We start from the raw sequence: 24,043 nt of genomic DNA on the forward strand, positions 1-24,043 counted from the left end.
TCAGGCGGAGAGCTCGGCGCGGCCCTTGGAACGACGGGCGTTCAGGATGGCGCGGCCTGCACGGGTGCTCATGCGTGCGCGGAAGCCGTGCTTCTTGGCGCGACGACGGTTGTTCGGCTGGAACGTGCGCTTGCTCATGGTTCTCCTCGATCGTGGGCACGGACATGCCCCTCGCGGTGGTCTGTGGTCTGCTGCACGAACGGGAAGTCCGGGCGCACCCGCCGAGGCGGGGCGGCTGCCGAGGTCCGATCCGATGCCGGAGTGGGCCCGCAGTGGATCCGGGAAGCGTATCGGGACGGCGCGCAGCGCTGACTGCACGATGTTAGGCGCGGGGGTGCGTGGGGTCAACGGCTTGAGCCCTCAGGAGGCCGGTTGTGGCCGGATTCTCACTCTTCCCGGGCGTTTCGGGGTGATCGGGCCCGTGGGAGGTGTCTCCCGTCCCGTTGTCCACATCCTCGATCCACAATACAGAAGCTATTGTGGAAAACTGTCCCGACCGCCCGCTCTACCTGTAGGGAGAGACCTGATGAACGAGGCGAATGCCGACGCGATCTGGGAGCGCACGCTCCAGACCCTGCGCCGCGACGACACGGTGTCCCAGCGTGTCATCGCCCTGCTCACGCTCTCCCGGCTGATGGCCGTGGTGGCGGACACCGCGCTGGTCGCAGCGCCTTCTACCTCGGCGAAGGAGCTGTTCGAGCATCGGGTCGCCGGGTCTCTCAAGGCTGCCCTCAGCGAGGCCACCGGGCGTGACATCCGCTTCGCCGTGACGGTGGACGAGTCCCTGCTGCTCGAGGAGGACACCGATTCGCCGGCCTCCCCGCCGTTGACCTCCTCCTCCGCTGCTGGCAGTGCACATTCTGTGGACAGAGATGTGGACAACGCCCCTCACGACCTCCACAACGCCCCGTTCCGCCGCAACGAGGGCTCGATCCTGCCCTCGACCGGGCACGTCGGGCGGCCCGCCCTGCCGGGCAGCAGCTCGGCGAGCTCCGCCGGAGGTTCCTCCGCTGCGGACCGCTTCGCCACCCACCCGGGCTACCGCGGCCGCGCCGCAGACGATCCCAGCGCCTACTCCGGTCTGACCGGCCCCTCGGCGCCCTCTCCCGGGCCTGCGCCGCGCCGTCCCACCCGCAACGGCGCCTCGCGGATGGGCGAGGATTCGCGGTTGAACAGCAAGTACACCTTCGACACCTTCGTGATCGGTGCCTCGAACCGGTTCGCGCAGGCTGCTGCGTCGGCGGTCTCGGAGACTCCGGCCAAGGCCTACAACCCGCTGTTCATCTACGGCGGCTCGGGTCTGGGCAAGACCCATCTGCTGCACGCCGTGGGCCACTACGCCCAGAGCCTCTATCCCGAGGTGGTGGTGCGTTACGTCAACTCGGAGGAGTTCACCAACGACTTCATCAACTCGGTGCAGTCCGGCCAGTTCGGCAAGGCTCAGGAGTTCCAGAGCCGGTACCGGGACATCGACATCCTGCTGATCGATGACATCCAGTTCCTGCAGCGGGCGCCGGAGACCATGGAGGCGTTCTTCCACACCTTCAACACGCTGTACAACTCGGACAAGCAGATCGTGATCACCTCCGATCTGCCGCCGAAGGAGCTGGGCGGGTTCGAGGACCGCATGCGCTCGCGCTTCGAGATGGGCCTGATGACCGACGTTCAGCCACCGGACCTCGAGACCAGGATTGCCATCCTGCGCAAGAAGGTCGCGCAGGAGAACACTGGGGAAGTGCCCCATGACGTGCTCGAATACATCGCCTCGCACATCGCCACCAACATCCGTGAGCTGGAGGGGGCGCTGATTAGGGTGCAGGCGCTGCACTCCCTCTCACGGCAGCCGATGGACGTCACCCTCGCCGAGACCGTGCTGAAGGATCTGCTCTCCCACGATGACGGTGCGCAGATCACCGCGTCGACGATCATCGTCCAGACGGCGACCTACTTCGGCCTGTCCGTCGAGGAGATCGTGGGCACCGGTCGCTCCCGCCGCCTGGTCTCCGCGCGTCAGATCGGCATGTACCTGTGCCGAGAGCTCACAGATATGCCGCTGATCCGCATCGGTGACGAGTTCGGTGGCCGCGACCACACCACTGTGATGCACGCGAACAAGAAGATCAGCGAGCTGATGAAGGAGCGTCGGGCGATCTTCAACCAGGTCACCGAGCTCACAGCCCGCATCAAGAGCTCGAGCTCCGCGTCTCGTCAGTGAGGCGGCGCCCGCTCGGAGCGGGCAGCTGGGCGAGGAGAAGAACAGGGCAGGTCAGCACGGAGTTCTCCCCAATTGTGGATAACTCTGTGGAAACTGTGGAACTACAGCTGTTCCTGCAGGAGCCGATGTGCACGGGCGAATGACAAGAATTCCCTCGATCAGTGCCTCCATGCACAGCCGACGCACGACGCGCTGACACTCCTCAACGATCCGTCCACGCCGATGGAGATCGTAGTGACCTGCAGTGATGACGGTTATCCACCAGATCCACAGTCGTGAAGAAGAGGACTGTAAGTACTTGCTCGACGGGGATGTGGACGGGGAGGGCTGCTCGGGAGCGACCGCAGAGCCTGTGATTCTGGGTGCTGGGGAACGACAGGAAGCCGGGACCAGGAGGGGTCGGCTCCCGGGGAACACGGCGGGATGAGTGCGCGAGCAGAAGTTCTCATTACGGCTGAAGCGGGGTCCGGTGACCATGGAAGTCAAGGATCCTTCCCGGTGTGTCGGCGGGAGTCCTCAGGAACCGATACGCTGTGCTCGGTTCGGCCGCGGCACATGACGCGGTCGATCTGATTCCGTCATTCGACCACTGCGAAGGAGTGGCAACGGTGAAGTTCCACCTCGATCGCGGCGTCCTCGGCGACGCCGTCTCCTGGGCCACCCGTACCCTCCCCGTCCGTCCGGCGATGCCGATCCTGCAGGGGGTGCGGATCGTTGCCGAAGCCGGCGGCGAACTGCAGTTCTCGACCTTCGACTACGAGGTCAGCGCCCAGATCCGGCTCGAGGCCGAGATCGAGCAGCCCGGTGAGGTGCTCGTCCAGGGACGGATGCTCTCCGACATCGTCCGGGCCCTGCCGAACAAGGACGTCTCCATCGCGCTCGAGGGGACCAAGCTCCAGGTCCGCTGCGGCAGCGCCCGCTTCGCCCTGGCGACCCTCCCCGTCGAGGAGTACCCGCAGCTGCCGAGCATGCCCCCGGTGGCCGGCTCCGTCGCGTCGGACGTGTTCGCCGAGGCGATCTCGCAGGTCACCGTCGCGGCTTCGAAGGACGACACCCTCCCGCTGCTGACCGGCGTGAAGGTCGAGATCTCCGGCGAGACGATGACGCTGATGTCCACCGACCGCTACCGCCTGGCATTGCGCGAGCTGACCTGGAACCCGTCGACCCCCAGCACCGAGCTCACCGCCCTGGTCCGAGGCCGCACCCTCCACGAGGTGGCACGCTCGCTCTCCACCGGCGGCAGCGTCGAGATCGCACTGTCCGATGACTCCTCGGCGAACCTCATCGGTTTCGAGGCCGGCGGTCGTCGCACCACCTCCACGCTGGTCGACGGCGATTACCCGCCCGTGCGTCGCCTGTTCCCGGACACCTCGGCGATCACCGCCGTGGTCTCCACCGGCAGCCTGATCGACGCGGTCAAGCGCGTCTCCCTGGTCGCCGAGCGGAACACCCCCGTGCGGCTGTCCTTCACCGAGGGCCAGGTCGCCCTTGAGGCCGGCGCCGGCGACGACGCCCAGGCCAGCGAGGTGCTCGAGGCGCATCTCCAGGGCGAGGACCTCGTGGTCGGCTTCAACTCCGGGTTCCTGCTCGACGGCCTCGGCGCCCTGGGCACCGAGTTCGCCCGGCTCACCTTCACCGACTCGATCAAGCCCTCCGTGATGACCGGTCAGGACTCCCTCGAGGGTGAGCCCGACAACTCGTACAAGTACCTGATCATGCCGATGCGGATCTGAGGGAGGGAGTGCTCCCTCCGTGCAGCTGACCTCGCTCGAACTCACCGACTACCGCTCCTACCAGCGGCTCTCCCTGCCGGTTCAGCCCGGCATCACCGTGCTGGTGGGGAAGAACGGGCAGGGCAAGACCAACATCGTCGAGGCCCTGTGGTACCTCGCGACCCTGTCCAGCCATCGGGTCCCGCACGACGCCGCCCTCGTCCACCGCGGCGAGAGCACCGCGATCATCCGCGCGAGTTTCCTGCGTGCGGGTCGGCCGCTCCAGATCGACCTCGAGATCACGCCAGGCAAGTCCAACCGGGCACGGCGGCAGGGACAGAACATCTCCCGCCTGCGCGATCTGCTCGGCGAGGTCCGGGCGGTGCTCTTCGCCCCCGAGGACCTGGGCCTGGTGAAGGCCGATCCCGAAGGCCGCCGCCGATTCCTCGATGAGCTGCTGTTCGTCATCGCCCCGCGCTACGCCTCGGTCAAGGCCGATTACGACCGGGTGCTCAAACAGCGCGGCAACCTGCTCAAGCAGATGCGGTCGATGCGCCGCGGCGGAAGCGGCCGCAGCGTCGGCGGGCTGGATCCCGCAGACACCGCTGCCTCGACCCTCGAGGTCTGGGACCAGCAGCTCGCCCGCCATGGCGCGGAGCTGCTGCGCGCCCGCCTCCATCTGGTCAACCGCCTGCGCCCCCACCTCGGCTACTCGTACCTGCGCGTCGCCACCGACGAAGGCGCAGACCAGGCGCTGGATCTCCCTCCTGATCAGCGGGGCGAGGTCAGTTCCCCGGCGGACATCCTCTACCGCTCCGAGGTGCTCGACGGCCTGGGCACCCTGCCGGGCACCCTCCCCGCCACGCGCGAGATCCACGACCGGATGCTGGAGATGCTCGCCGCCCGGCACGACGAGGAGATCGATCGCGGGGCCACCCTCACCGGACCCCACCGCGACGACATGGAGATCCGGCTGCACGAGTTCCCGGCCAAGGGCTATGCCAGCCATGGCGAGTCCTGGTCGCTCGCACTCGCCCTGAGGTTGGCCTCCTACGATCTGCTGCGTCTCGAAGAAGGGGATCTCGGTGACGGCGAGCCGATCCTGATCCTCGATGACGTGTTCAGCGAGCTCGACGCCTATCGCCGCGAGCGGCTGGGTCGGATCGTCACCGGTGCCTCCCAGGTGCTGATCACCACCGCCAACGATTCCGACATCCCAGATTCTCTGGACGGCGAGATCCACGTGGTCGAGGTGAGCCTGGGAGAGGCAGTGCCACGTCAGAACGGCGGCGGGCTGTGACGGGCCGTGCCGGTGGAACGAGCCGAAAAGGCGGTGCTGGCCGCGGTGACGGAACTGCCCGTCCCCGCCTCGCGAACCCCTATGACCTGGGCACCTGGTCCGGCGGGAACAGCTCAGCCGCCGAGACTGAGCGCGGATCCACGCCTCCGCCCGCGCGGCGATCTGCGGCGGATCAGTCCGCGACCCGGCCGGGTCGTGACCGCCCGGAGGTCCGCCGGATGCCGGACCACGAGCCGGATCGTGCATCTGGATTCGAGCCGAGCATCCGCTCGTTCGATCCGTACGACGCCGACGACCACACCGCCGACGATTATGCGAGCCGCTCTGGCGCTGCCGTCGAGGTGCTCTTCGATCCGCCGCAGCTTCCCACCCCGCAGGATCCCTTCGAGCTCGCCCGGCGCACGGTGAACCGCTCTCGGGCCGCGGCTCGGGACCGCGGACTGTTCCCCATCTCCGCGAAGACGCAGGCCAGGGACGTGCGAGACCGTTCCGGCCGGGCCCCAGGCTATTCTGGATCCCGGCCCGACCCGCGCGATCCGCAGGGGATCGAGAACGTGCTGAAGAAGGTGCTGGGAAACCTCGGCTGGAATGCGGGGATGAACGCCGGGCGGGTGCTCGAGGAGTGGGACGAGATCGTCGGCGAACGGCTCGCCACCCACTGCCGCCCGGTGTCGCTCGACGACGGTGTGCTGGTGGTCAGCGCGTCCTCCTCTGCCTGGGCCTCGCAGCTGCGGATGCTCACTCCCCAGCTGATCACCACGATCGAGGAGCATGTGGGCTCCCATGTGATCTCCGAGCTGAAGGTGACCGGTCCCGCCGCGGCCGAGCGCACCTGGAAGAAGGGCCGCCGTACCGTGACCTGGCGCGGCCCCCGGGACACCTACGGCTGATCGACGTGCTGTGAGGGACGAACGGCAGGAGATCAGCGGATGAGGCAGTGCCTGATCGACCTGCTGTGAGGGACGGGGACGATGTCCCGGCTGATGTGATGCGCAGTTCACGCCCCGTCATCTCCCGGCGGCGCCCTGCTACGGTGGCTCCTGACGAGCTGATGAAGCTCGCGTGCACTGGGGTCGGTGAAATTCCGAGCCGGCGGTGATAGTCCGCGACCCGATGGCCTCTGGCCCTCGGCTGACCAGGTGAAACTCCTGGACCGACGGTTAAAGTCCGGATGGGAAGCGCACGCGAACGACGTCCTCGGGCGATCCGTCTTCGCGCACCCCGGTGCGCCGCACGGTGGACCTGGGTGACGTCGTCTCCGCACACCCTTCCTCTCCCTCCGGGACCGCGAGCAGCGGACCGGAGGAGAGACCATGCTGGAGGATGCCGAACGGCAGGCCCTGCGCCGAGCCCTCGAGATCGCGGCCGATCCCGTGGTGCCCCTGGGCCCGAACCCCCGTGTGGGCTGTGTGCTGCTGAGCCCCGCCGGAGAGGTCCTCGCCGAGGGTCACCATCGAGGCGCCGGCACCCCGCACGCCGAGGCCGACGCCCTCTCCCGCGCGACCGTCCCCGTGACCGGTGCGACCGCCGTGGTCACCCTCGAGCCCTGCAACCATGTGGGCCGCACCGGCCCCTGCGCCGAGGCGCTGATCGAGGCCGGCATCCACCGGGTGATCATCGCCCGCCGCGATCCGAACCCCGTCGCGAGTGGCGGCATCCAGCGCCTGCGCGAGGCCGGGATCGACGTCGTGCTCGACGTACCGGACGATCTCGCCGGCGCTGCGGCAGCCCTCAACCGAGGCTGGGAACACGGCCTGCGGCACGAGCGTCCCCTGGTCACCGCCAAGATCGCCCTCACCCTCGATGGCCGCGCGGCCGCCGCCGACGGCACCAGCCAGTGGATCACCGGCCCCGCAGCCCGCGAAGAGGTCCACCTCCTGCGCACCACCTGCGACACCGTGCTGGTGGGCACCGGCACGGCCCGGATCGACCACCCAGCCCTCACGGCCCGTCGGCCCGACGGGACACTGCATCCGCGACAGCCGCTGCGGGCCGTGATGGGCATCGGCGAGGCGCCCACGCTGCCCGCCATCGACGGTGCCGGCGAGGAGATCCGGCTGCTCACCCGCGACCCGTCGGCCGCCCTCGCGGAGCTGTTCGATCGCGGTGCCCGGCATGTGCTGCTCGAAGGAGGGCCCACCCTCGCGGCCGCCTTCCTGCGGGAGGGCCTGGTGGATGAGCTGATCCTCCACCTCGCCCCGACGCTGCTCGGGGCCGGCCGCCCCGCCGTCGCGGACCTCTCCATCACCACCCTCACCGACCGGCTCGATCTGGACCTGGTCGATGTCACTCCGCTGCGCTCACCGGAGGGGCCGACGGATCTGCGCCTCACCCTCCGCCCCCGCATCCGGCCCTCTCCACCAGCCAACTAGCGCCGTCTGACGTGCAACGCCCGAACCGCAGCGCCTGAACCGCAGCGCCCGAACCGCAGCGCCTGAACCGCACCGTCTGATCCCCACCGTTTGATCCCCATCGTCTGAACCACCCCGCCTGACCTGGAAGGATCCTCATGTTCACCGGCATCATCGAAGAGCTCGGCACCGTCGAGTCGCTCACCCCGGGCGCCGATCCCACCCGCCTGCAGATCCGTTCCCCGCACGTGCTCGACGGCATCGCCCTCGGCGACTCGATCGCCGTGAACGGCTGCTGCCTGACCGTGACCGCGCACGAGGGCGAGCTCTGGAGCGCGGACGTCATCTCCACCACCCTCGCCGCGACCTCCCTCGGCGACCTCGCGCCCGGGGACCGCGTGAATCTCGAGCGATGCGTGCGGGCGGGCGGCCGCCTGGACGGCCACATCGTGCAGGGCCACGTCGACGGCGTCGGCGAGGTCAGCGGGCGTGAGGAGGCGGAGGGGACCACCCTGCTGCACCTCGCGCTGCCTGCCGGTCTGGCGCGTTACGTCGTGGCGAAGGGCTCCCTCGCCGTGGACGGCGTGAGCCTCACCGTCGCCGAGATCGAGGGAGACCAGGTCACGATCGGCCTGATCCCCGAGACCCTCGCCCGCACCACCCTCGGTGGCCGCGACGTCGGCGACCGCGTGAACCTCGAGGTGGACGTGCTGGCGAAGTACGTCGAGAAGCTCACCGCAAGCCTGCTGCCCACCACTGAGGAGACCCGATGACCGCCCTGCGCCTGGATCCCGTCGAGGAGGCGATCGCCGCGATCGCCGCCGGTCACGCCGTGGTCGTCGTCGACGACGAGGACCGCGAGAACGAGGGCGACCTGATCCTGGCCGCCTCCGCCGCGACCCCCGCCCTGATCGGCTTCGCCGTGCGCCACTCGAGCGGTCTGCTGTGCGCCCCGATGAGCGGAGAGCGGGCCGACGCCCTCGAGCTGCCGCTCATGGTGCGGGAGAACGCCGACCCGCTGCGCACCGCCTACACCGTGAGCGTCGACGCGAGCGAGGGCGTGACCACCGGCATCAGCGCCTCCGACCGTGCCCGCACCCTCCGGGTCCTCGCCGGAGCGGACACCGTGGCCGGAGACCTCATCCGTCCCGGTCACGTGCTCCCTCTGCGCGCGAAGCCCGGCGGCGTGCTCGAACGTCGCGGCCACACCGAGGCGGCCGTCGACCTCACCCGCCTCGCCGGCCTGCCCGCGGTGGGGATGATCGTCGAGCTCGTCCACGACGACGGCGAGATGATGCGCGGCCCCGCCCTGCGCGAGTTCGCCGACCAGCACGGTCTGGTGATGATCTCGATCGAGCACCTCGCCGCATACCGCAGGCGGGAGGATCAGCCAGCCCTCGAGATCACGGCGCCGGTCCCGCTGCCCACCCCTCACGGCACCTTCCAGGCGCTCGCCGTGCGCGAGGGCACCGCCGAGCACCTGGTGCTGGTGCGCGGAGACGTCACCGCCGGTGGCCCGGTGCTCACCCGGGTGCACTCCGAATGCGTCACCGGGGATGTCTTCGGCTCCCGCCGCTGCGACTGCGGTCCCCAGCTGCAGGAGTCCCTGGCCCGCATCGACGCGGCCGGGCGAGGGGTGCTGATCCTGCTGCGCGGCCATGAGGGCCGCGGCATCGGCCTGGTCGAGAAGCTGCGCGCCTACGCCCTGCAGGACGCAGGGCGGGACACCGTCGACGCGAACCTCGACCTCGGCCTGCCGGTGGACGCCCGCTCCTTCGCCGCGGTCCCCGGCATCCTCGCCCACCTCGGGGTGCGCGCCGTCGAGCTGCTCACCCACAACCCCGAGAAGGCCCACGCCCTGGTGGGCGGGGGCGTCGAGGTCGCCGGCACCACCGACCTCACCACCCATCCGACCCCTGAGAACCTCACCTATCTGACCACCAAGCGGGACCGACTGGGACATCGCCTCCGCGATCTCCCCGACCTCCCCACCACCCACCTCGAAGGAGAGACCGCATGAGCGGCCACGGAAGCCCCACCACCCAGATCCCCCACCAGCCCACCACCCGGCTCGCGATCGTCGCGGCGTCCTGGCATGAGCAGGTCATGGACGGACTGCTCGCCGGCGCTCTGCGAGGCGCCGCCGAAGCCGGCATCACCGCCCCGACCGTCGTGCGCGCCCCCGGCTCCTTCGAGCTGCCGGTGATCGCGGACGCCCTGGCCCGCGAGCACGACGCGGTCGTGGCGCTCGGCGTCGTGATCCGCGGCGGCACCCCGCACTTCGAGTATGTGTGCTCCGCGGCGACGGACGGCCTGAACCGGGTCGCCCTGGATCACGGCGTGCCGATCGGATTCGGCCTCCTGACCTGCGACGACGAGGAGCAGGCGCTCGATCGGGCGGGGCTTGCGGACTCGCGCGAGGACAAGGGCTACGAGGCGGTGGCCGCTGCGCTGATCACCGCGAGCGTGCTGAGAGAGCTGAACGGGAGCGGCGCCGGAGCCTCCTCGGAGCTCCCGCGAGGCTGAGGGGAGCTCCCGCGAGCCCGAGGCTATCGGGGCGTCTGGTGCGAGCACGCCAGGCGCCCCTGTGCCGCGACAGGACCCGGGGAGGGGTACGGGACCCCGTCCCACGGAGGTTGATGTCGAAATCGAGGGGGTTCCAGGCCATCTGAGGGCCGTTCCGGGTCACGTTGTCCACAGAACAGGCCATGAGAATAGGTTCAGGAGACGATTTCCGCTAGAATCAGGGAGGTTCGGCCGACGTCCTCCGACGTCCTCGTGGACTCGATGCTGTCGGCTCGATCGCCGTGGCCTACGGATGTCTCACGCGCGCACGCGCGCGGGCATCAGTGGGCCGCCTGTGCGAAGAGTCGGCGGTCCCGTCCGCCTGGTCTGCTGAACCACCCTCGGCGCTCTCCCGACCGAGGGACCCTGGACTGCGAGGAGCCACATCAGGTGAGCGACAGCGACCGCCCCATGCCCGATCAGGACGTGCCCGTGGGCACGACGGACCCAACCCCCGTGCCGGGCGAGGGTGCCGTGCCGGTCGAGTCCGGCTCGACGGAGCCCACCGCCGGAGAGCGTGCGGCCCGTGCGCCCGAGCACTACGAGGCCTCGGACATCACGGTCCTCGAGGGCCTCGAGGCGGTCCGCAAGCGTCCGGGCATGTACATCGGCTCCACTGGTGAGCGCGGCCTGCACCACATGGTCCAGGAGATCGTCGACAACTCGGTGGACGAGGCGATGGCCGGTCACGGCGACACCATCGAGGTCACGCTGCTGGCCGACGGCGGCGTGCGCGTGGTGGACCACGCCCGCGGCATCCCGGTGGACATGCACCCCACCGAGGGCAAGCCTGCGGTCGAGCTCGTGCTCACCGTCCTGCACGCCGGCGGCAAGTTCGGCGGCGGCGGCTATGCGGTCTCCGGCGGTCTGCACGGCGTCGGCTCCTCCGTGGTCAACGCCCTGTCCATCCGGATGGAGGTCGAGATCCGCCGCCAGGGTCACGTCTGGCGCCAGGCGTACAGCCGCGGCGTCCCGCTGGCCCCGCTCGAGAAGGGCGAGGAGGCCACCGAGACCGGCACCACCATCAGCTTCTGGGCCGACGACGAGATCTTCGACGAGACCGTCTACGACTTCGAGACGCTGCGCAAGCGGTTCCAGCAGATGGCGTTCCTGAACAAGGGACTGCGCATCACCCTGACCGACGAGCGCCTCCCGGAACAGGGAGACGACGGCGAGGACGACATCGTCGACGTCGAGCTCGAGGCGGAGGGCGCCGAGAAGGACAAGGGCCCCCGCACCATCTCGTACCACTACGAGCGCGGCCTGCAGGACTTCGTCGAGTTCATCAACACCTCCAAGCGGGCCGAGGTGATCCACCCCGACATCATCTCCTTCGAGTCCGAGGACACCGACGCGCACATCAGCGTCGAGGTCGCGATGCAGTGGACCGGCGCCTACTCGGAGTCGGTGCACACCTACGCCAACACGATCAACACCCACGAGGGCGGCACCCACGAGGAGGGCTTCCGCTCCTCGCTGACCTCGATCGTGAATCGCTACGGTCGCGCCCAGGGCCTGCTCAAGGAGAAGGACGCCAACCTCACCGGCGAGGACATCCGCGAGGGCCTGACCGCGGTCATCTCCGTGAAGCTCGGCGAGCCGCAGTTCGAGGGCCAGACCAAGACCAAGCTCGGCAACACCATCGCCCGGACCTTCATGGTCAAGGTGATGACCGATCAGCTGCAGGACTGGTTCGTCTCCCACCCGCAGGAGGCCAAGTCCATCGTCATGAAGGGCCAGGCCGCCGCGGCCGCCCGCGAGGCGGCCCGCAAGGCCCGCGACGCCACCCGTCGCAAGTCCCCGCTGGAGACGGGCGGCATGCCCGGCAAGCTGCGTGACTGCGCCTCGCGCAACCCCGCCGAGTCCGAGATCTTCATCGTCGAGGGCGACTCCGCCGGCGGCTCGGCCGTGATGGGCCGGGATCCCCGCACCCAGGCGATCCTGCCCATCCGCGGGAAGATCCTGAACGTCGAGAAGGCACGCCTGGACCGAGCCCTGGACAACCAGGAGGTCAGGTCCCTGATCACCGCCTTCGGCACCGGCATCGGCGAGGACTTCGACGCCACCAAGCTGCGGTACCACAAGATCATCCTGATGGCGGATGCCGACGTCGACGGCCAGCACATCTGCACCCTGCTGCTCACGCTGCTGTTCCGCTACATGCGGCCGCTGATCGAGCTGGGTCACGTGTTCATCGCGATGCCGCCGCTGTTCCGCCTGAAGTGGACCAACGCCCCGCACGAGTACGTCTTCAGCGACGTCGAGCGGGACGAGCGCCTCGAGGCCGGTCGCGCGGCAGGCCGCAGGATCCCCCGGGACAACGGCATCCAGCGCTACAAGGGTCTGGGCGAGATGGACTGGAAGGAACTCCAGTCCACCACCATGGACACCAACACGCGCACGTTGAAGCAGGTCACGGTCGATGAGGCCGCCGATGCGGACACCATCTTCTCCGTCCTGATGGGGGATGACGTCGAGTCCCGGCGCCGCTTCATCCAGGAGAACGCCAAGGACGTCCGCTTCCTCGACATCTGATCGTCGGACCCCGGGGCGGCGCCGGCCGCCGTGCGCCCCCGGGGGCCCTGACCCATCGGCCCCATCTGAAAGGCCTTGTGCCCCATGAGTGACACCCCGCAGAACCCAGACGAGACCCCGCGCCCCGACCAGGACCCGAGCCCGGAGCAGACCCCGGGCGAGGAGACCACCCCCGCGCAGAGCGCCGGCATCGGTGGCCAGGAGACGCCCGAGGGCGCCCACGAGATCTCCGCCGAGGAGGCCGCCTCGCGCACGGTCACCCTGGTGGATCCGTTGGACGAGCACGAGGTCGACCGGATCACCCAGGTCGACCTGAACCAGGAGATGCAGCGCTCCTATCTCGACTACGCGATGAGCGTCATCGTCTCGCGCGCCCTGCCGGACGTGCGCGACGGGCTCAAGCCCGTCCACCGCCGCATCGTCTACGCGATGTACGACGGCGGCTACCGGCCCGACCGCTCCTTCTCGAAGTCCGCGAAGGTCGTCGGCGAGGTCATGGGCAACTACCACCCCCACGGCGACAGCGCCATCTACGACGCCATGGTGCGCCTCGTGCAGCCCTGGTCGATGCGCTACCCGCTGATCCTGGGACAGGGCAACTTCGGCTCCGCCGGTGATGACGGCGCCGCCGCCCCCCGGTACACCGAGTGCAAGATGGCCCCGCTGGCCCTCGAGCTCGTGCGTGACATCGACCAGGAGACGGTCGACATGCAGGGCAACTACGACAACACCGTCGACGAGCCCACCGTGCTGCCCGCCCGCTTCCCGAACCTGCTGGTCAACGGCTCTTCCGGGATCGCCGTCGGCATGGCCACGAACATCCCGCCGCACAACCTGCGCGAGGTGGCCGAGGCCGCCCAGTGGCTGCTGACCAACTACGAGGCCACCAAGCCTGAGCTGCTCGAGGCCTGCCTGCGCCTGATCAAGGGCCCCGACTTCCCCTCCGGCGCCACCATCGTGGGCACCTCCGGCATCGAGGATGCCTATCGCACCGGGCGCGGCTCGATCACCCAGCGCGCCGTGGTCTCCACCGAGGAGATCAACGGCCGGATGTCCCTCGTGGTCACCGAACTGCCCTACCAGGTCAACCCCGACAATCTTGCGCGGAAGATCGCCGAGATGGTCAAGCTCGGCAAGATCCAGGGCATCGCCGACATCACCGACGAGACCTCCGGCCGCACCGGCCAGCGGCTGGTCATCACCCTCAAGCGCGACGCCGTGGCGAAGGTGGTGCTGAACAACCTCTTCAAGCACACCCAGCTGCAGGAGAACTTCTCCGCGAACATGCTGGCGCTTGCGAACGGGGTGCCGCGCACGCTGTCGATCGACTCCTTCGTGCGCGAGTGGACCAAGCACCAGATCGACGTCATCGTGCGCCGCACGAGGTTCCGTCTGCGCAAGGCCGAGGAGCAGATCCACGTCTTCCGCGGCTACCTCAAGGCGCTCGACGCCCTGGACGAGGTCATCGCGCTGATCCGCCGCTCTCCGGACGTCGACGAGGCCCGCACCGGCCTGATCGACCTTCTCGAGATCGACGAGATCCAGGCCAACGCGATCCTCGCGATGCAGCTGCGCCGCCTGGCCGCCCTCGAGCGCCAGAAGATCATCGAGGAGCACGACAAGCTGCAGGCCCTGATCGAGGAGTACACCGCGATCCTGGCCTCGCCCGAGCGGCAGCGCGAGATCGTCTCCGAGGAGCTCGCCGAGATCGTGGACCGCTACGGCGATGACCGTCGCACCCAGATCCTCCCCTTCGCCGGAGACATGGCGATGGAGGACCTGATCCCCGAGGAGGATGTGGTCGTCACCATCACGCGCGGCGGCTACGTCAAGCGCACCCGTGAGGACCAGTACCGCGCCCAGAAGCGGGGCGGCAAGGGGGTCCGCGGCGCGTCGCTGCGCGAGGACGACGTGGTCGAGCACTTCTTCACTACGACCACGCACCGCTGGCTGCTGTTCTTCACCAACCAGGGCCGTGTCTACCGCTCCAAGGGCTACGAGCTGCCCGAGGCGCCGCGGGACGCGAAGGGCCAGCACGTCGCGAACCTGATGGCCTTCCAGCCGGACGAGCACATCGCCTCGGTGCTCGCGATCGACAGCTACGAGGACGCCCAGTACCTCGTGCTCGCGACCGAGTCGGGCCTGGTCAAGAAGACGGCTATGTCGGCCTTCGACTCGAACCGCACCGGCGGCATCATCGCGATCAACCTGCGCGAGGTCGACGGCGTCGACGGCACCCGCCCGGACCGCGTGATCGCGGCCCGCGCCGTGAACGCCGACGACGAGATCCTGCTGGTCTCCCGCAACGGCCAGTCCGTGCGGATGCCTGCGGATGACGGCACGATGCGCCCGACGGGCCGCGCCACCAGCGGCGTCACCGGCATGAAGTTCCGCCATGACGACCAGCTGCTGGCCATGGACGTGGTGCGTCCGGACACCTTCGTGGTCACCGTGACCGACGGCGGCTTCGCCAAGCGCACCAGCGTCGACGAGTACCGCCTGCAGGGTCGTGGCGGCCTGGGCATCCGGGTCGCGAAGCTGCCCGACGACCGCGGCCACCTCGTCGGTGCCGCCGTCGTCGAGGAGTCCGACGAGCTGCTGGTGGTCATGGAGCGCGGCCGCGTGGTCCGCTCCAAGGTCGCCGAGGTCCCGGCCAAGGGCCGCACCACCATGGGCGTCGTCTTCGCCAAGCCCGACAAGGGCGACCGCATCCTGCTGGTCACCACCGGCCAGGAGACCGAGGTCGACGACGAGGACGCCGAGGCGCCCGAGATCATCGATGCCGACGCGAGCACCGACGCAGCTGGAGTTGCCGAGGCTGCTGAGGTGGCCGAGGGCGCTGTCGACGGCGCAGGCGAGGATGCTGTGGAGATCTCCTCGCAGGGCGCGCCCGAGGGTGTGGCCGACGAGGCTGATGTTCTAGGCTCTGACGAGTCCGACCAGTCGCCGCAGGGCGACGCCGACCCGAACCAGGAGTGACCCGTGAGCACCAGTGAGTCCAGGACAGCCTCCGGGTCCCCCAGCCCGGCCGAGTCCACGACCAAGCTCCCGGCCTTCGAGGACACGTCCTCGCCGGCCGAGTCCCCGATGGGTGCGGGCCGTGGCTCCGCGGCCAAGGGCGCGAGCCGCAGCCCGAAGAAGACCAGTGGGATCGCGAATCCGGCGGAGAAGGAACGTCGCGGCCCCCGCCGTGTGCGCCTGACCCTGGCCCGGCTCGACCCGTTCTCGGTGATGAAGCTGTCGTTCCTGGCCGCGATCGCCATCGGCATCGCGACCGTGGTCGCCGTGGTGCTGCTGTGGAACCTGGTCGAGGCGATCGGCATGTGGGACCAGATCGAAGAGCTGGGTCGCTCCCTGAACGGCGGCGATCCGCTGCCCTTCATGGAGTTCTTCAGCTTCTCGAAGATGACCAGCTACGGCACCATCGTCGCGGTGGTGAACGTCGTGATCATCACCGCCCTCGGCACCCTTCTGGCCTTCCTCTACAACCTGGTGGCGGCGCTGCTGGGTGGATTGAAGATGACCTTCACCGACGAGTGAGGCTCATGGCGGGCCCCGCGTGAGACCGGTGGCTCAGGCGCCCTGAGGGTCGGTGAGGTCGGTGATGTCGGCGAGCTGGGCGGCGAGGTGGGAGAGTGCCGCCTCGGCGGGAACAGTGACCGCGACCCCGTGGGCGCCGGCACCGAGGGAGATCGTGCGCTGTGGGTCACCGGTGAGGTCCATGTCGGCGATCACGGGCCAGGCGGTGATCGACCCGAAGGGTGTGATGGTGCCGCGCTCATAGCCGGTGACCTCCTGGGCGACGTCCTTGTCCGGCATCGACAACCGGTTCACCCCCAGCAGCGCCCGCAGCTTCGGCCAGGAGATCTCACGATCACCCGGGACCAGCACGAACAGGAAGTCCCCCTCGCCGCGACGCACCACGAGGGTCTTGATGATGTCGCGAGGCTCCACCCCGCGAGCGGCCGCCGCCTCGGCGAGGGAGCCCACCCGGCCGTGCCGGGTGATCTCGTAGGTGAGGCCGGAAGCCTCCAGGGCGTCGATCGCACGCTGTTCGCTCATGGTGCCAGGGTAGGCCCGGCTCTCAACCTCGCTCTCAACCTCGGCGGCGCTCCATCCAGTCCTCGGGGCCGTCGAGGGGAGTCCAGCCGGCGCGTTCGTAGAGCACTCGGGCCTCGGCGGAGGCTTTCAGCACGACCCTCGTGAGGCCCAGGGGTGCGAGGTCCTCGAGCACGCCGTCGACGATCGCCGCGCCCAGGCCGCACCTGCGGTGGGCGGGATCCACGACCACGTCGGCGAGCCAGGCGAAGGTCACCCCGTCGGTGACGACTCGGGCGTAGGCGACCTGGTCACCGGTGCGCCCCTGGTAGATCCCGTAGTTCCGGGACCCGGCGATGATCGCCTCCTGAGTCTCCCGGTCACGGCCCTGCGCCCAGTGCGCGTGCTCGAGCAGCAGCTGGTGCACGCGCACCGCGTCGATCCGCCCGGAATCCGTGGAGAACTCGTAGCCGAGGGGAGCTGGGGAGGCGTGACCATGGGAAGAAGTGTGGGTGCTCGGGCGCCGTGTGTCCCAGGTGTCCTGCTCTGCGGACCATCTCTGCGACGGGCGTGAGGGTGATCGCGGTTCCCTGGGCGGGGTGCACAGACCTCGCTATGGTCGAAGGATGTCCTCCTCCACGATGACGACCGTTGCCGCCCGCCCTGCCGCTCCCGAGGACTACCCGTGGCTCGGTCCGGCCGTGCGCTCGGCCCTGCTGCGGAGCGAGGGCGTCGTGGAGCTGGATCCGAGCGGCGGCGTGGACGCCCCGAGCGAGCAGCTCGAGGAGGCGCTCATCGACACCGCGGCGATCGAGCAGGCCCTCGCCGCCGACGGGGTGGCCCCGCTGGCCGAGCGCACCCTGGTGGTGGCCGTCGGCTCCAACCAGACCCCGCAGACGATCGCCCGCAAATACCACCGCTCCGGCCGCCGCATCCCGGCGACCACGCCGTTCGTGCGATGCACCGTGCACAACCTCGCCGTCGGGCACGTCGCCCACACCGCTGCACCGGGGTATGTGCCCGCAGCCCCGTACCTCGCCCCAGGGGAGCGGATGGAGCTCGTCGCAACCTGGTTCGACGACGAACAGCTCGAGGTCCTCGACGCCACCGAGCCGAACTACGACCGGGTGCGGCTGTCCACCGACGACTTCCCCCTCACCCTTGCCACCGGTGTGAGGCCTGCACATTTCGATGTCTACGCCTCGCTCTGGGGCGTGATCGCCCGGGAGGAGCAGCCGATCCCGCTGCGCCATCGCCAGCAGGAGATGTTCGACGAACTGGTCGGGCTCACCGGAGATCCGCTGACCCACGGCGAAGCCGCTGAGGTGTGCGCAGCGCTGGCCGCGTCCCCGGAGGCGCTCCATGAGCTGGTCACGGTGCACGAGCTGGTCGTGGGCGACGGCCTGCCCCGCTGAGAGGCGGCTGACTCGCTGAGAGGCGCCTGCCCGTGGGTGCCGCGCAGGCCACGAAGCCGCTCAGGCCACGGTGCCGCGCTCAGACCACGGTGCAGCGCACCGTGTGCCAGCCGCTGGACCCGTCGGGTGCGGGGTTCGCCCGCTCCTCGGTCTGCACCTCGCCCTCGCCGTCGGTCGCGCGGACCATGATGCTGTGGTCGCCGGGGGACGCATCCTCCCAGCGCAGGGACCACTGGACCCAGGTGTCCTCGGAGACTTCCGCGCCGAGCTCGGCCGCGCGCCAGTCGCCGTCGTCGATCCGTACCTCGACCGCCGCGATGCCGCGCTGCTGAGCCCAGGCGGTGCCGCCGAGCATCACGGCACCGCTGGCGTCGGGGCGGAGATCCCCGAAGGAGCGGGGAACGTCCACGCGGGAGGCGATCTTGATCGGCCCGCGCTCGGACCAGCCACGGGTGGACCAGTAGGCGACGTCGTCCGCGAAACGGGTGACCTTGAGCTCGGTGAGCCATTTGGTCGCGGAGACGTAGCCGTACAGGCCCGGCACCACCATCCGCACCGGATAGCCGTGCTCCGCAGGCAGCGGCTCGCCGTTCATGCCCACCGCGATCAGCGAGTCGCGGGAGTCGGTGAGCGCCTCGAGAGGGGTGGAGGCGGTGAACCCGTCGATCGAGCGAGAGAGGACCATGTCGGCCCCGTCCTTGACCCCTGCGCGCTCGAGCAATGTGCGCACGGGGACCCCCAGCCAGATCGCGTTGCCCACGAGATCCCCGCCGACCGCATTGGAGACGCAGGTCAGCGTCAGATTCGTGTCGATCATGGGCTCCGCGAGCAGCTCCTCGAAGCTCAGCGTCAGCTCCTGGTCCACGAGCCCATGTATCCGCAGCTGCCAGGTGGTGGGGTCCACCCGAGGCACCGCGAGAGCGGTGTCGATCCGATAGAAGTCCCCGTTCGGGGTGACGAAGGGCGGCATGCCCTCGAGGTTCACCTGGGCGCCCTCCGGGATCGGGTCCGCGGGGGTGCGCGGAGCGGGGAGCATGAACTGCGCCGCACGCTGAGCCACCTCACGGCTCGCGCTCACCCCGCGGGCGGTGGCGGCGGCGATCACTGCCAGGACGCCCACGGCGCCGATGCCCACCAGTGAGCGGCGCCGCGTCCAGCCGTCGCCGCGCTCCTCGACGGGGGCGTGGACGGTGCGCAGCAGGAACAGCAGAGTGGGCGCGGCGATCACGGTGCCAAGCAGAGTGGGGATGACATCGAGCGCAGAGTTCTGCGCGCGGGTCAGCACGATGATCATCGCGAACACCCCGAGAACCGCGAGGAGGCCGGCGGCGAGGCGCGGCCGGGCATCCCCGAGACGGCCGATCAATGCCGTGAGCACGAGGTACACGGCGATCATCGAGGCGAACAGCACCACCTTGTCCCAGGTGCCGAACAGACCCACCACCAGGTCCTTCACTGCAGGCGGGATGATGTCGACGAAGCCACCTCCGACGGCCACGAAGGGCGCGGAGGAGGAGCTGAAGGCCAGGGAGACCAGCTCCGCGACGGCTACCAGCACCACCCCGGAGATGGTCCCGGCCAGCATCGACCACAGGGGCTGTCGGGCCCGGCGAGGAGCGGCGGGCTGTGTGGCGGCGGACATCACAGCACACCCATCGCGATCGGGGTCATCGTCGGCTGGTCGGAGCCCCCGGCCGGCTCGATGGTCAGGCCGATGCTCGCGCCCTCGCTGATCTCGCCGGTCCTCATCACCGCCGTCGCCGGGTCCTCGATCGTCCCCGCGCTGTGGATGCTCTCGGGACTCTCGATGACCCACAGCTGGTAGTCCTCATCCGCGGGCAGCGCGGGCAGTCCGGCGGACTGGATGATCATGGCCTGCTGGTCCTTCGAGTACATGAGGTTCAGGCTGCCGCCGTGCTGGGAGGGGACCGTGAGGTGGGCGGCGTCGGAGGAGGCCATGATCGTCGAGACCAGCTGGCTCTCCTGCTCCGCACCGGCCTGTGCGGATTCCATCGCCGCGAGGGCCTCCAGGGTCTCCTGCTGTGCGCCCCGCTCGGTGCCCCACAGGCCGAAGCCGACGATCGTCGTGACCATCAGCGCCGCGGCCGCGACGGCGAGCCAGCGAGTGCGGGAGCGATAGCGGTCCAGGGGGATCACAGCAGCGTCGTGCCCGGCAGAGTTGTGCTCAGCGGCGTCGCGCCCAGTGGGGTTGTGCTCCGCAGCGTCGTGCTCGGCCGCGGAGGCGCTCTCCGTGCGGGTGTCCGGCTCGACGGCTGAGTGCGTGGCTGTGCCTGTGCCTGTGCCTCTGTCGCCTGTGGAGACGTCCTCAGCCGGCTCCGGCGAGAGCTGGCGGGTCTGGGAGATCTGCGCCATCAGTGCGCGCTTGAGCTCGGGTCGGGGAGCCTCGCGCTCGAGGCTCCCGGCCAGCTCGCCGGCGGTCTCCTCGAAGGAGCGTGCCTCGGCCGCGGCCTCGGGATCCTTCGCGAGGAACTCCTCGAGCAGGGCGCGCTCCTCGGCATCCAGGGCGTTCAACGCCCAGGCACCAGTCATGTCATGCTGCTGATCGTTCACGAGGTCACCCCCAGGCTGTCGCGGAGGACGATCATTCCGTCCCGGATTCGTGTTTTGGCCGTCCCGACGGGGATGTCCAGAAGTTTCGCCACCTCCGTGTGGCTGTAGCCGCCGAAGTAGGCGAGGCGGATCGCATCGGCCTGCAGCCCGCTCAGCGAGCCCATCGCTGCCTGCACGCGCTGTGCCTCGACCCTCATGATGCCCTCCTCCTGCACGTCGACGACTTCGTCCTGGATGATCCGCAGCCCCTCCTGGGAGTCGCGGCGCCGAGCGGCGGCGCTGGAGCGGACCGTGTCCACCGCGCGGCGGTGGGCGATGGTGCAGATCCATCCGTGGGCGGATCCGCGCCGAGCATCGAACCGCGGGGCCTGCTTCCAGATCTCCACGAATACCTCCTGGAGCACTTCTTCGCTGATCGACACATCCCTCACCACGCGCTTGATCAGTGAGAACAGCAGCGACGAGGAGTCGTCGTAGAGACGGGAGAAGGCATCCTCGTCACCCCGAGCGACGCGGGGCAACAGCTCGGAGAGAGTGGGCGCGGCGGGAGCTTCCGCCACGTACCTTCCGCTATTGGTCTCCGGCGGTCGCCGTCGCTCGGCTGATGTCTCGGGAGGGTCGTGCACCATTCACAGCTCCTTCGAGGACCGGTCGAGCGGGCGGAGGTCATCGGGTCGATGCTCCCGCCCGCTCACCGCGTCTCCACAGTGTGCGCTGATATCAGCTGGCGTCCGCCATCGACGGAGGCATCAGAACGGTATCGACCAGGTAGACGGTCGCGTTCTGGGTCTTCACGCCGCCGCAGATCACGGTGGATCCATTGACCATCAGATCGTCGCCGCTGCCGGTCACCTCGACCTCTTCGCCCTGCACGGTCGTGTGCGTGCCGGCGATCTCGTCGGGGGAGAGCTGCCCGGGGACCACGTGGTAGGTGAGCACGGAGGAGAGACCCTCGGCGTCACCGGCCAGGGCGTTCAGATCCGCCTCGGGGACTGCCGCGAAGGCGTCGTCCACCGGCGCGAACACGGTGAACTCGTCTCCATCGAGGGTATCGACGAGGTCCACGTCCGGGTTCAGCTCGCCGGAGACCGCTGAGGTCAGGGTGGTGAGGATCGGGTTGTTCGAGGCCGCCACGCTCAGCGGGTCCTGGGACATGCCCTCCACGGAGCCGGCGCCGTCCGGCACCATCGCGGCATAGTCCGCGCAGCCGGCGCCGACGAGATTCGCCGCGGGGTCCATGTCTCCGCCGCCGTCGGACGTCATCCCGCTGTCCTCGCTCTGCGTGGACGCGGGCTGCTCTCCGCCGTCGGCAGAGGTCGGATCATCGGTCATCCCGCCGGAGCATGCGCTCATCAGCGCGACGGTCGCCGCCAGTGCCCCGAGTCGGGGAAGGATCATGCGAGTGTTCATGGCGATCTCCTTGGTGATCCTGCTGTCGAGCTCGGAGGACCCGAGCACCGGACCTCCTCGGAAGGGGGTCATGCCGGAAGTTCGGAGCCGGACGGCGACCGGATTGGAGGTATTTCGCCGAGGCGTGCGGTGTCGTTGCCCGGACCGGTCCAGCGATGGGTCCGCTGTGACCTCGGAAACACCCGGTCGGACGGGTTGGACGCGGTGGCCTGCGTCGCGGTAACGTAGTCCGTCGGTGGCTGACACCGGTACGCTTCGGAGATCAGCCCCCATGGGCCTATAGCTCAGTCGGTTAGAGCGCTGTCCTGATAAGACAGAGGTCACTGGTTCAAGTCCAGTTAGGCCCACTTCGAGGATCGGAGGAACGTATGAAGAAGTTCATCACCGCCGCCGTCGTCCTTCTCGGGACGTCGATCGCCGGGATCCTCACCTGGCGGAAGGTCGAATCTGACCGCATCCGCAATGATCTGTGGAGCGAGGCGGAGCGCGTTTCCGCCGAGCAGGACGCGTCTGCTGCGAAGCAGGCTCAGCCGGCTCCCGCAGCTCGCGCCTGATCCACGGCCTGCCGCTGCGTGCGGCGGTAGGATCGGGACAACCGAATATGGGGACTTAGCTCAGTTGGTAGAGCGGTAGCTTTGCAAGCTTCAGGTCAGGGGTTCGACCCCCCTAGTCTCCACCAGTGAGAACGATGAGACCCCTTCCCGGATCGGGAGGGGGTCTCGTTCGTGATGAGGTGCATTTTCGCAGCTGATCGACAGATCGCCGGTCGCGGGTTCACGCTGGCGACCGTCTTCACGCCGACGACCGTCCGCACTCGTTCAGCGGTGGTGGCGATAGAGCGGGAAGTGGCCGTCATGCCTGGTGAATCAGGTGCGGCCTGCACGCCCCGTGAACGCACCAGGTGACCAACAGCCTTGGTGACGCTCCGGAGGGGGAGGGGCCTGGACACCGTGAAGATGCAGGGTGAGGGCTTCACGACGCTCGTGGCCTCCGGGGAGCGGGTCAGCGCGGGCACCCGCTGCTGTGCGCGGACCTCTCGGCGATCCGGACCGCCGGATATCCCGTCGTCACGCCGGTGATCGTCATGAACGACAAGGACACCCGCATCGAGCTGGTCTGAGTCCCGTCCTCCCGAGACCGCTCCAGGGCGAGCGACGGGGCGGTGCCGACCGGCGTCACTCCCGCGGGACCGCTTCCGCCGCCGTGCCGTCGGCCCCCACGAGCGTGACCATCTCCTCGGCTCCGAGCCGGGCTCCCGCCGGGACCTGCGCTGCGCGGGCAGGGTGAAGCCCACGTCGTTCAGACCCTGACCGAGATCCGCGGTCACCTTGTGCGCGCCGTCCTCGTTGCCGACCACGCCGATCAGAGCGACCTTGTCGAAGACGCGGGGACGACCTCCCTCGTCCGTCTCCGAGTCGCCGTTCAGTCGCTCCAGCACGCGCTGGGCGATGCTGCTGGGGTGCCCGAGCCAGATCGGGCTGGACAGCACCAGGATGTCCGCCGCGAGCACCTTCTCGTACAGGGCAGGCCACGCGTCTCCGGCGCCCATGTCGACCGCCACGCCCGGCCTGACGTCTTGGTCGACGACCCGCACGGAGAAGGTGCTCACGCCGTGCTGCTCGAGCTCGTCCAGCAGCTGTCGGGCGAGACGATCGCTGCTCGAGGGCGCGGGGGAGGGCGTGAGGGAGCAGGTGAGGGCAAGGGCGGAGAGGTCGGTCATCGGTGGTTCCTTCCATCGAGGGGCGGACTGCCGGTCCTGCCATGCTGGCCTCCGCGGGTGGGCCTGTCGAGATTCTCGACCGATCAGTCGGGCCGACGCGGTCGGCGCCGGTGACCAGCGGCTTCTGCGCCCGGGGCCTCCGGTCACGAGCCCTCCCCGCCGCGCCGGGAAATTCCCTCCCATCCGATCCGCCCTGGGTTCCGAACCACGT

At 69.3% G+C, this 24,043-nt stretch carries 20 protein-coding genes, 2 tRNA genes, 1 pseudogene and 1 riboswitch; of the genes and pseudogenes, 15 read left to right on the plus strand and 8 right to left on the minus strand.

Annotation, left to right across the window (positions count from 1 at the left end; all coding sequences use genetic code 11):
- Positions 1-138: a 50S ribosomal protein L34 gene (rpmH, locus tag ACT3T9_RS09275; RefSeq protein WP_442332264.1), complete on the minus strand. Its 138-nt coding sequence runs from the start codon at positions 136-138 to the stop codon at positions 1-3.
- A gap of 388 nt (positions 139-526) precedes the next feature.
- Here rpmH and dnaA point away from each other — a divergent pair, with 388 nt between their 5' ends.
- From dnaA to ACT3T9_RS09330, 11 genes are all read left to right on the plus strand, one after another.
- Positions 527-2,215: a chromosomal replication initiator protein DnaA gene (gene dnaA, locus ACT3T9_RS09280; protein WP_441444901.1), complete on the plus strand. Its 1,689-nt coding sequence runs from the start codon at positions 527-529 to the stop codon at positions 2,213-2,215.
- A gap of 608 nt (positions 2,216-2,823) precedes the next feature.
- On the plus strand, positions 2,824-3,948 hold the full coding sequence (gene dnaN / locus ACT3T9_RS09285) for a DNA polymerase III subunit beta (protein WP_444606412.1): 1,125 nt from the start codon (positions 2,824-2,826) through the stop codon (positions 3,946-3,948).
- A 19-nt stretch (positions 3,949-3,967) separates the two neighbouring features.
- A complete protein-coding gene (recF, locus tag ACT3T9_RS09290) occupies positions 3,968-5,227 on the plus strand; it encodes a DNA replication/repair protein RecF (RefSeq protein WP_441444903.1) in 1,260 nt (419 codons plus the stop codon).
- A gap of 218 nt (positions 5,228-5,445) precedes the next feature.
- Positions 5,446-6,117, plus strand: coding sequence for a DciA family protein (locus ACT3T9_RS09295; RefSeq protein WP_442332265.1), 672 nt, complete (start codon positions 5,446-5,448; stop codon positions 6,115-6,117).
- Between the two features lie 168 nt (positions 6,118-6,285).
- A riboswitch (FMN riboswitch) is annotated at positions 6,286-6,415 on the plus strand.
- Positions 6,416-6,540: 125 nt separating this feature from the next.
- Complete coding sequence (gene ribD / locus ACT3T9_RS09300) at positions 6,541-7,599, plus strand: bifunctional diaminohydroxyphosphoribosylaminopyrimidine deaminase/5-amino-6-(5-phosphoribosylamino)uracil reductase RibD (protein WP_444606413.1); 1,059 nt, start codon at positions 6,541-6,543, stop codon at positions 7,597-7,599.
- Positions 7,600-7,736: 137 nt separating this feature from the next.
- Positions 7,737-8,351 carry a riboflavin synthase gene (locus ACT3T9_RS09305; RefSeq protein WP_442332266.1) on the plus strand — a complete coding sequence of 205 codons (615 nt, stop codon included), beginning with the start codon at positions 7,737-7,739 and terminating at the stop codon, positions 8,349-8,351.
- The gene (locus tag ACT3T9_RS09310; RefSeq protein WP_444606414.1) at positions 8,348-9,598 is read left to right on the plus strand and encodes a bifunctional 3,4-dihydroxy-2-butanone-4-phosphate synthase/GTP cyclohydrolase II; all 1,251 of its coding nucleotides are present in this window, start codon (positions 8,348-8,350) and stop codon (positions 9,596-9,598) included. The genes ACT3T9_RS09305 and ACT3T9_RS09310 overlap by 4 nt, the downstream gene beginning before the upstream one ends.
- Positions 9,595-10,104 (plus strand): 6,7-dimethyl-8-ribityllumazine synthase, encoded by a 510-nt coding sequence (ribH, locus tag ACT3T9_RS09315; protein ID WP_441444908.1) that lies wholly within the window; start codon positions 9,595-9,597, stop codon positions 10,102-10,104. Before ACT3T9_RS09310 ends, ribH begins: the two co-directional genes overlap by 4 nt.
- A 429-nt stretch (positions 10,105-10,533) precedes the next feature.
- The gene (gene gyrB, locus ACT3T9_RS09320) at positions 10,534-12,678 is read left to right on the plus strand and encodes a DNA topoisomerase (ATP-hydrolyzing) subunit B (protein WP_442332268.1); all 2,145 of its coding nucleotides are present in this window, start codon (positions 10,534-10,536) and stop codon (positions 12,676-12,678) included.
- A gap of 84 nt (positions 12,679-12,762) precedes the next feature.
- A complete protein-coding gene (gyrA, locus tag ACT3T9_RS09325; RefSeq protein ID WP_444592047.1) occupies positions 12,763-15,657 on the plus strand; it encodes a DNA gyrase subunit A in 2,895 nt (964 codons plus the stop codon).
- Positions 15,658-15,660: 3 nt separating this feature from the next.
- Entirely contained in the window at positions 15,661-16,218 is a 558-nt protein-coding gene (locus tag ACT3T9_RS09330; protein WP_441444911.1) for a DUF3566 domain-containing protein, read from the plus strand.
- Between the two features lie 33 nt (positions 16,219-16,251).
- Here the strand turns inward: ACT3T9_RS09330 and ACT3T9_RS09335 are convergent, their stop codons facing one another.
- Positions 16,252-16,740, minus strand: a complete 489-nt coding sequence (locus ACT3T9_RS09335; RefSeq protein ID WP_442332270.1) for an aminoacyl-tRNA deacylase — start codon at positions 16,738-16,740, stop codon at positions 16,252-16,254.
- 34 nt (positions 16,741-16,774) lie between these two features.
- Entirely contained in the window at positions 16,775-17,149 is a 375-nt protein-coding gene (locus ACT3T9_RS09340) for a GNAT family N-acetyltransferase (protein WP_444606415.1), read from the minus strand.
- A gap of 193 nt (positions 17,150-17,342) precedes the next feature.
- Here ACT3T9_RS09340 and ACT3T9_RS09345 point away from each other — a divergent pair, with 193 nt between their 5' ends.
- The gene (locus ACT3T9_RS09345; RefSeq protein ID WP_444606416.1) at positions 17,343-18,131 is read left to right on the plus strand and encodes a hypothetical protein; all 789 of its coding nucleotides are present in this window, start codon (positions 17,343-17,345) and stop codon (positions 18,129-18,131) included.
- A gap of 79 nt (positions 18,132-18,210) precedes the next feature.
- On the opposite strand, the gene ACT3T9_RS09350 is transcribed toward ACT3T9_RS09345, so the two are convergent.
- The 4 genes from ACT3T9_RS09350 to ACT3T9_RS09365 form a co-directional block, all read right to left on the minus strand.
- Complete coding sequence (locus ACT3T9_RS09350; protein ID WP_444606417.1) at positions 18,211-19,773, minus strand: molybdopterin-dependent oxidoreductase; 1,563 nt, start codon at positions 19,771-19,773, stop codon at positions 18,211-18,213.
- Positions 19,773-20,702, minus strand: coding sequence for an anti-sigma factor (locus ACT3T9_RS09355; RefSeq protein WP_444606418.1), 930 nt, complete (start codon positions 20,700-20,702; stop codon positions 19,773-19,775). The genes ACT3T9_RS09350 and ACT3T9_RS09355 overlap by 1 nt, the downstream gene beginning before the upstream one ends.
- Positions 20,699-21,262: a sigma-70 family RNA polymerase sigma factor gene (locus ACT3T9_RS09360; RefSeq protein ID WP_441444917.1), complete on the minus strand. Its 564-nt coding sequence runs from the start codon at positions 21,260-21,262 to the stop codon at positions 20,699-20,701. Before ACT3T9_RS09360 ends, ACT3T9_RS09355 begins: the two co-directional genes overlap by 4 nt.
- Before the next feature lie 160 nt (positions 21,263-21,422).
- Complete coding sequence (locus ACT3T9_RS09365) at positions 21,423-22,160, minus strand: fasciclin domain-containing protein (RefSeq protein WP_444601169.1); 738 nt, start codon at positions 22,158-22,160, stop codon at positions 21,423-21,425.
- A 225-nt stretch (positions 22,161-22,385) separates the two neighbouring features.
- Here ACT3T9_RS09365 and ACT3T9_RS09370 point away from each other — a divergent pair.
- The 3 genes from ACT3T9_RS09370 (at position 22,386) to ACT3T9_RS09380 (ending at position 22,791) form a co-directional block, all read left to right on the plus strand.
- A tRNA-Ile gene (locus ACT3T9_RS09370) sits at positions 22,386-22,459 on the plus strand.
- A gap of 21 nt (positions 22,460-22,480) precedes the next feature.
- Positions 22,481-22,666 carry a DLW-39 family protein gene (locus tag ACT3T9_RS09375; RefSeq protein WP_441444919.1) on the plus strand — a complete coding sequence of 62 codons (186 nt, stop codon included), beginning with the start codon at positions 22,481-22,483 and terminating at the stop codon, positions 22,664-22,666.
- A 49-nt stretch (positions 22,667-22,715) separates the two neighbouring features.
- Positions 22,716-22,791, plus strand: a tRNA-Ala gene (locus tag ACT3T9_RS09380).
- A gap of 591 nt (positions 22,792-23,382) precedes the next feature.
- On the opposite strand, the pseudogene ACT3T9_RS09385 reads toward ACT3T9_RS09380, so the two are convergent.
- Positions 23,383-23,832, minus strand: a pseudogene (locus ACT3T9_RS09385) (flavodoxin family protein); the annotation flags it as partial.
- Positions 23,833-24,043 lie beyond the last annotated feature (211 nt).

The organism is Brachybacterium sp. AOP29-B2-41, assembly GCF_052378395.1.
Classification (GTDB): Bacteria; Actinomycetota; Actinomycetes; order Actinomycetales; family Dermabacteraceae; genus Brachybacterium.

Coding starts and splice junctions, on each gene's coding strand:
- rpmH (WP_442332264.1), bottom strand. CDS start 138: ATGAGCAAGCGCACGTTCCAGCCGAACAACCGTCGTCGCGCCAAGAAG.
- dnaA (WP_441444901.1), top strand. CDS start 527: ATGAACGAGGCGAATGCCGACGCGATCTGGGAGCGCACGCTCCAGACC.
- ACT3T9_RS09295 (WP_442332265.1), top strand. CDS start 5,446: ATGCCGGACCACGAGCCGGATCGTGCATCTGGATTCGAGCCGAGCATC.
- ribD (WP_444606413.1), top strand. CDS start 6,541: ATGCTGGAGGATGCCGAACGGCAGGCCCTGCGCCGAGCCCTCGAGATC.
- ACT3T9_RS09305 (WP_442332266.1), top strand. CDS start 7,737: ATGTTCACCGGCATCATCGAAGAGCTCGGCACCGTCGAGTCGCTCACC.
- ACT3T9_RS09310 (WP_444606414.1), top strand. CDS start 8,348: ATGACCGCCCTGCGCCTGGATCCCGTCGAGGAGGCGATCGCCGCGATC.
- ribH (WP_441444908.1), top strand. CDS start 9,595: ATGAGCGGCCACGGAAGCCCCACCACCCAGATCCCCCACCAGCCCACC.
- gyrA (WP_444592047.1), top strand. CDS start 12,763: ATGAGTGACACCCCGCAGAACCCAGACGAGACCCCGCGCCCCGACCAG.
- ACT3T9_RS09335 (WP_442332270.1), bottom strand. CDS start 16,740: ATGAGCGAACAGCGTGCGATCGACGCCCTGGAGGCTTCCGGCCTCACC.
- ACT3T9_RS09345 (WP_444606416.1), top strand. CDS start 17,343: ATGTCCTCCTCCACGATGACGACCGTTGCCGCCCGCCCTGCCGCTCCC.
- ACT3T9_RS09350 (WP_444606417.1), bottom strand. CDS start 19,773: ATGTCCGCCGCCACACAGCCCGCCGCTCCTCGCCGGGCCCGACAGCCC.
- ACT3T9_RS09375 (WP_441444919.1), top strand. CDS start 22,481: ATGAAGAAGTTCATCACCGCCGCCGTCGTCCTTCTCGGGACGTCGATC.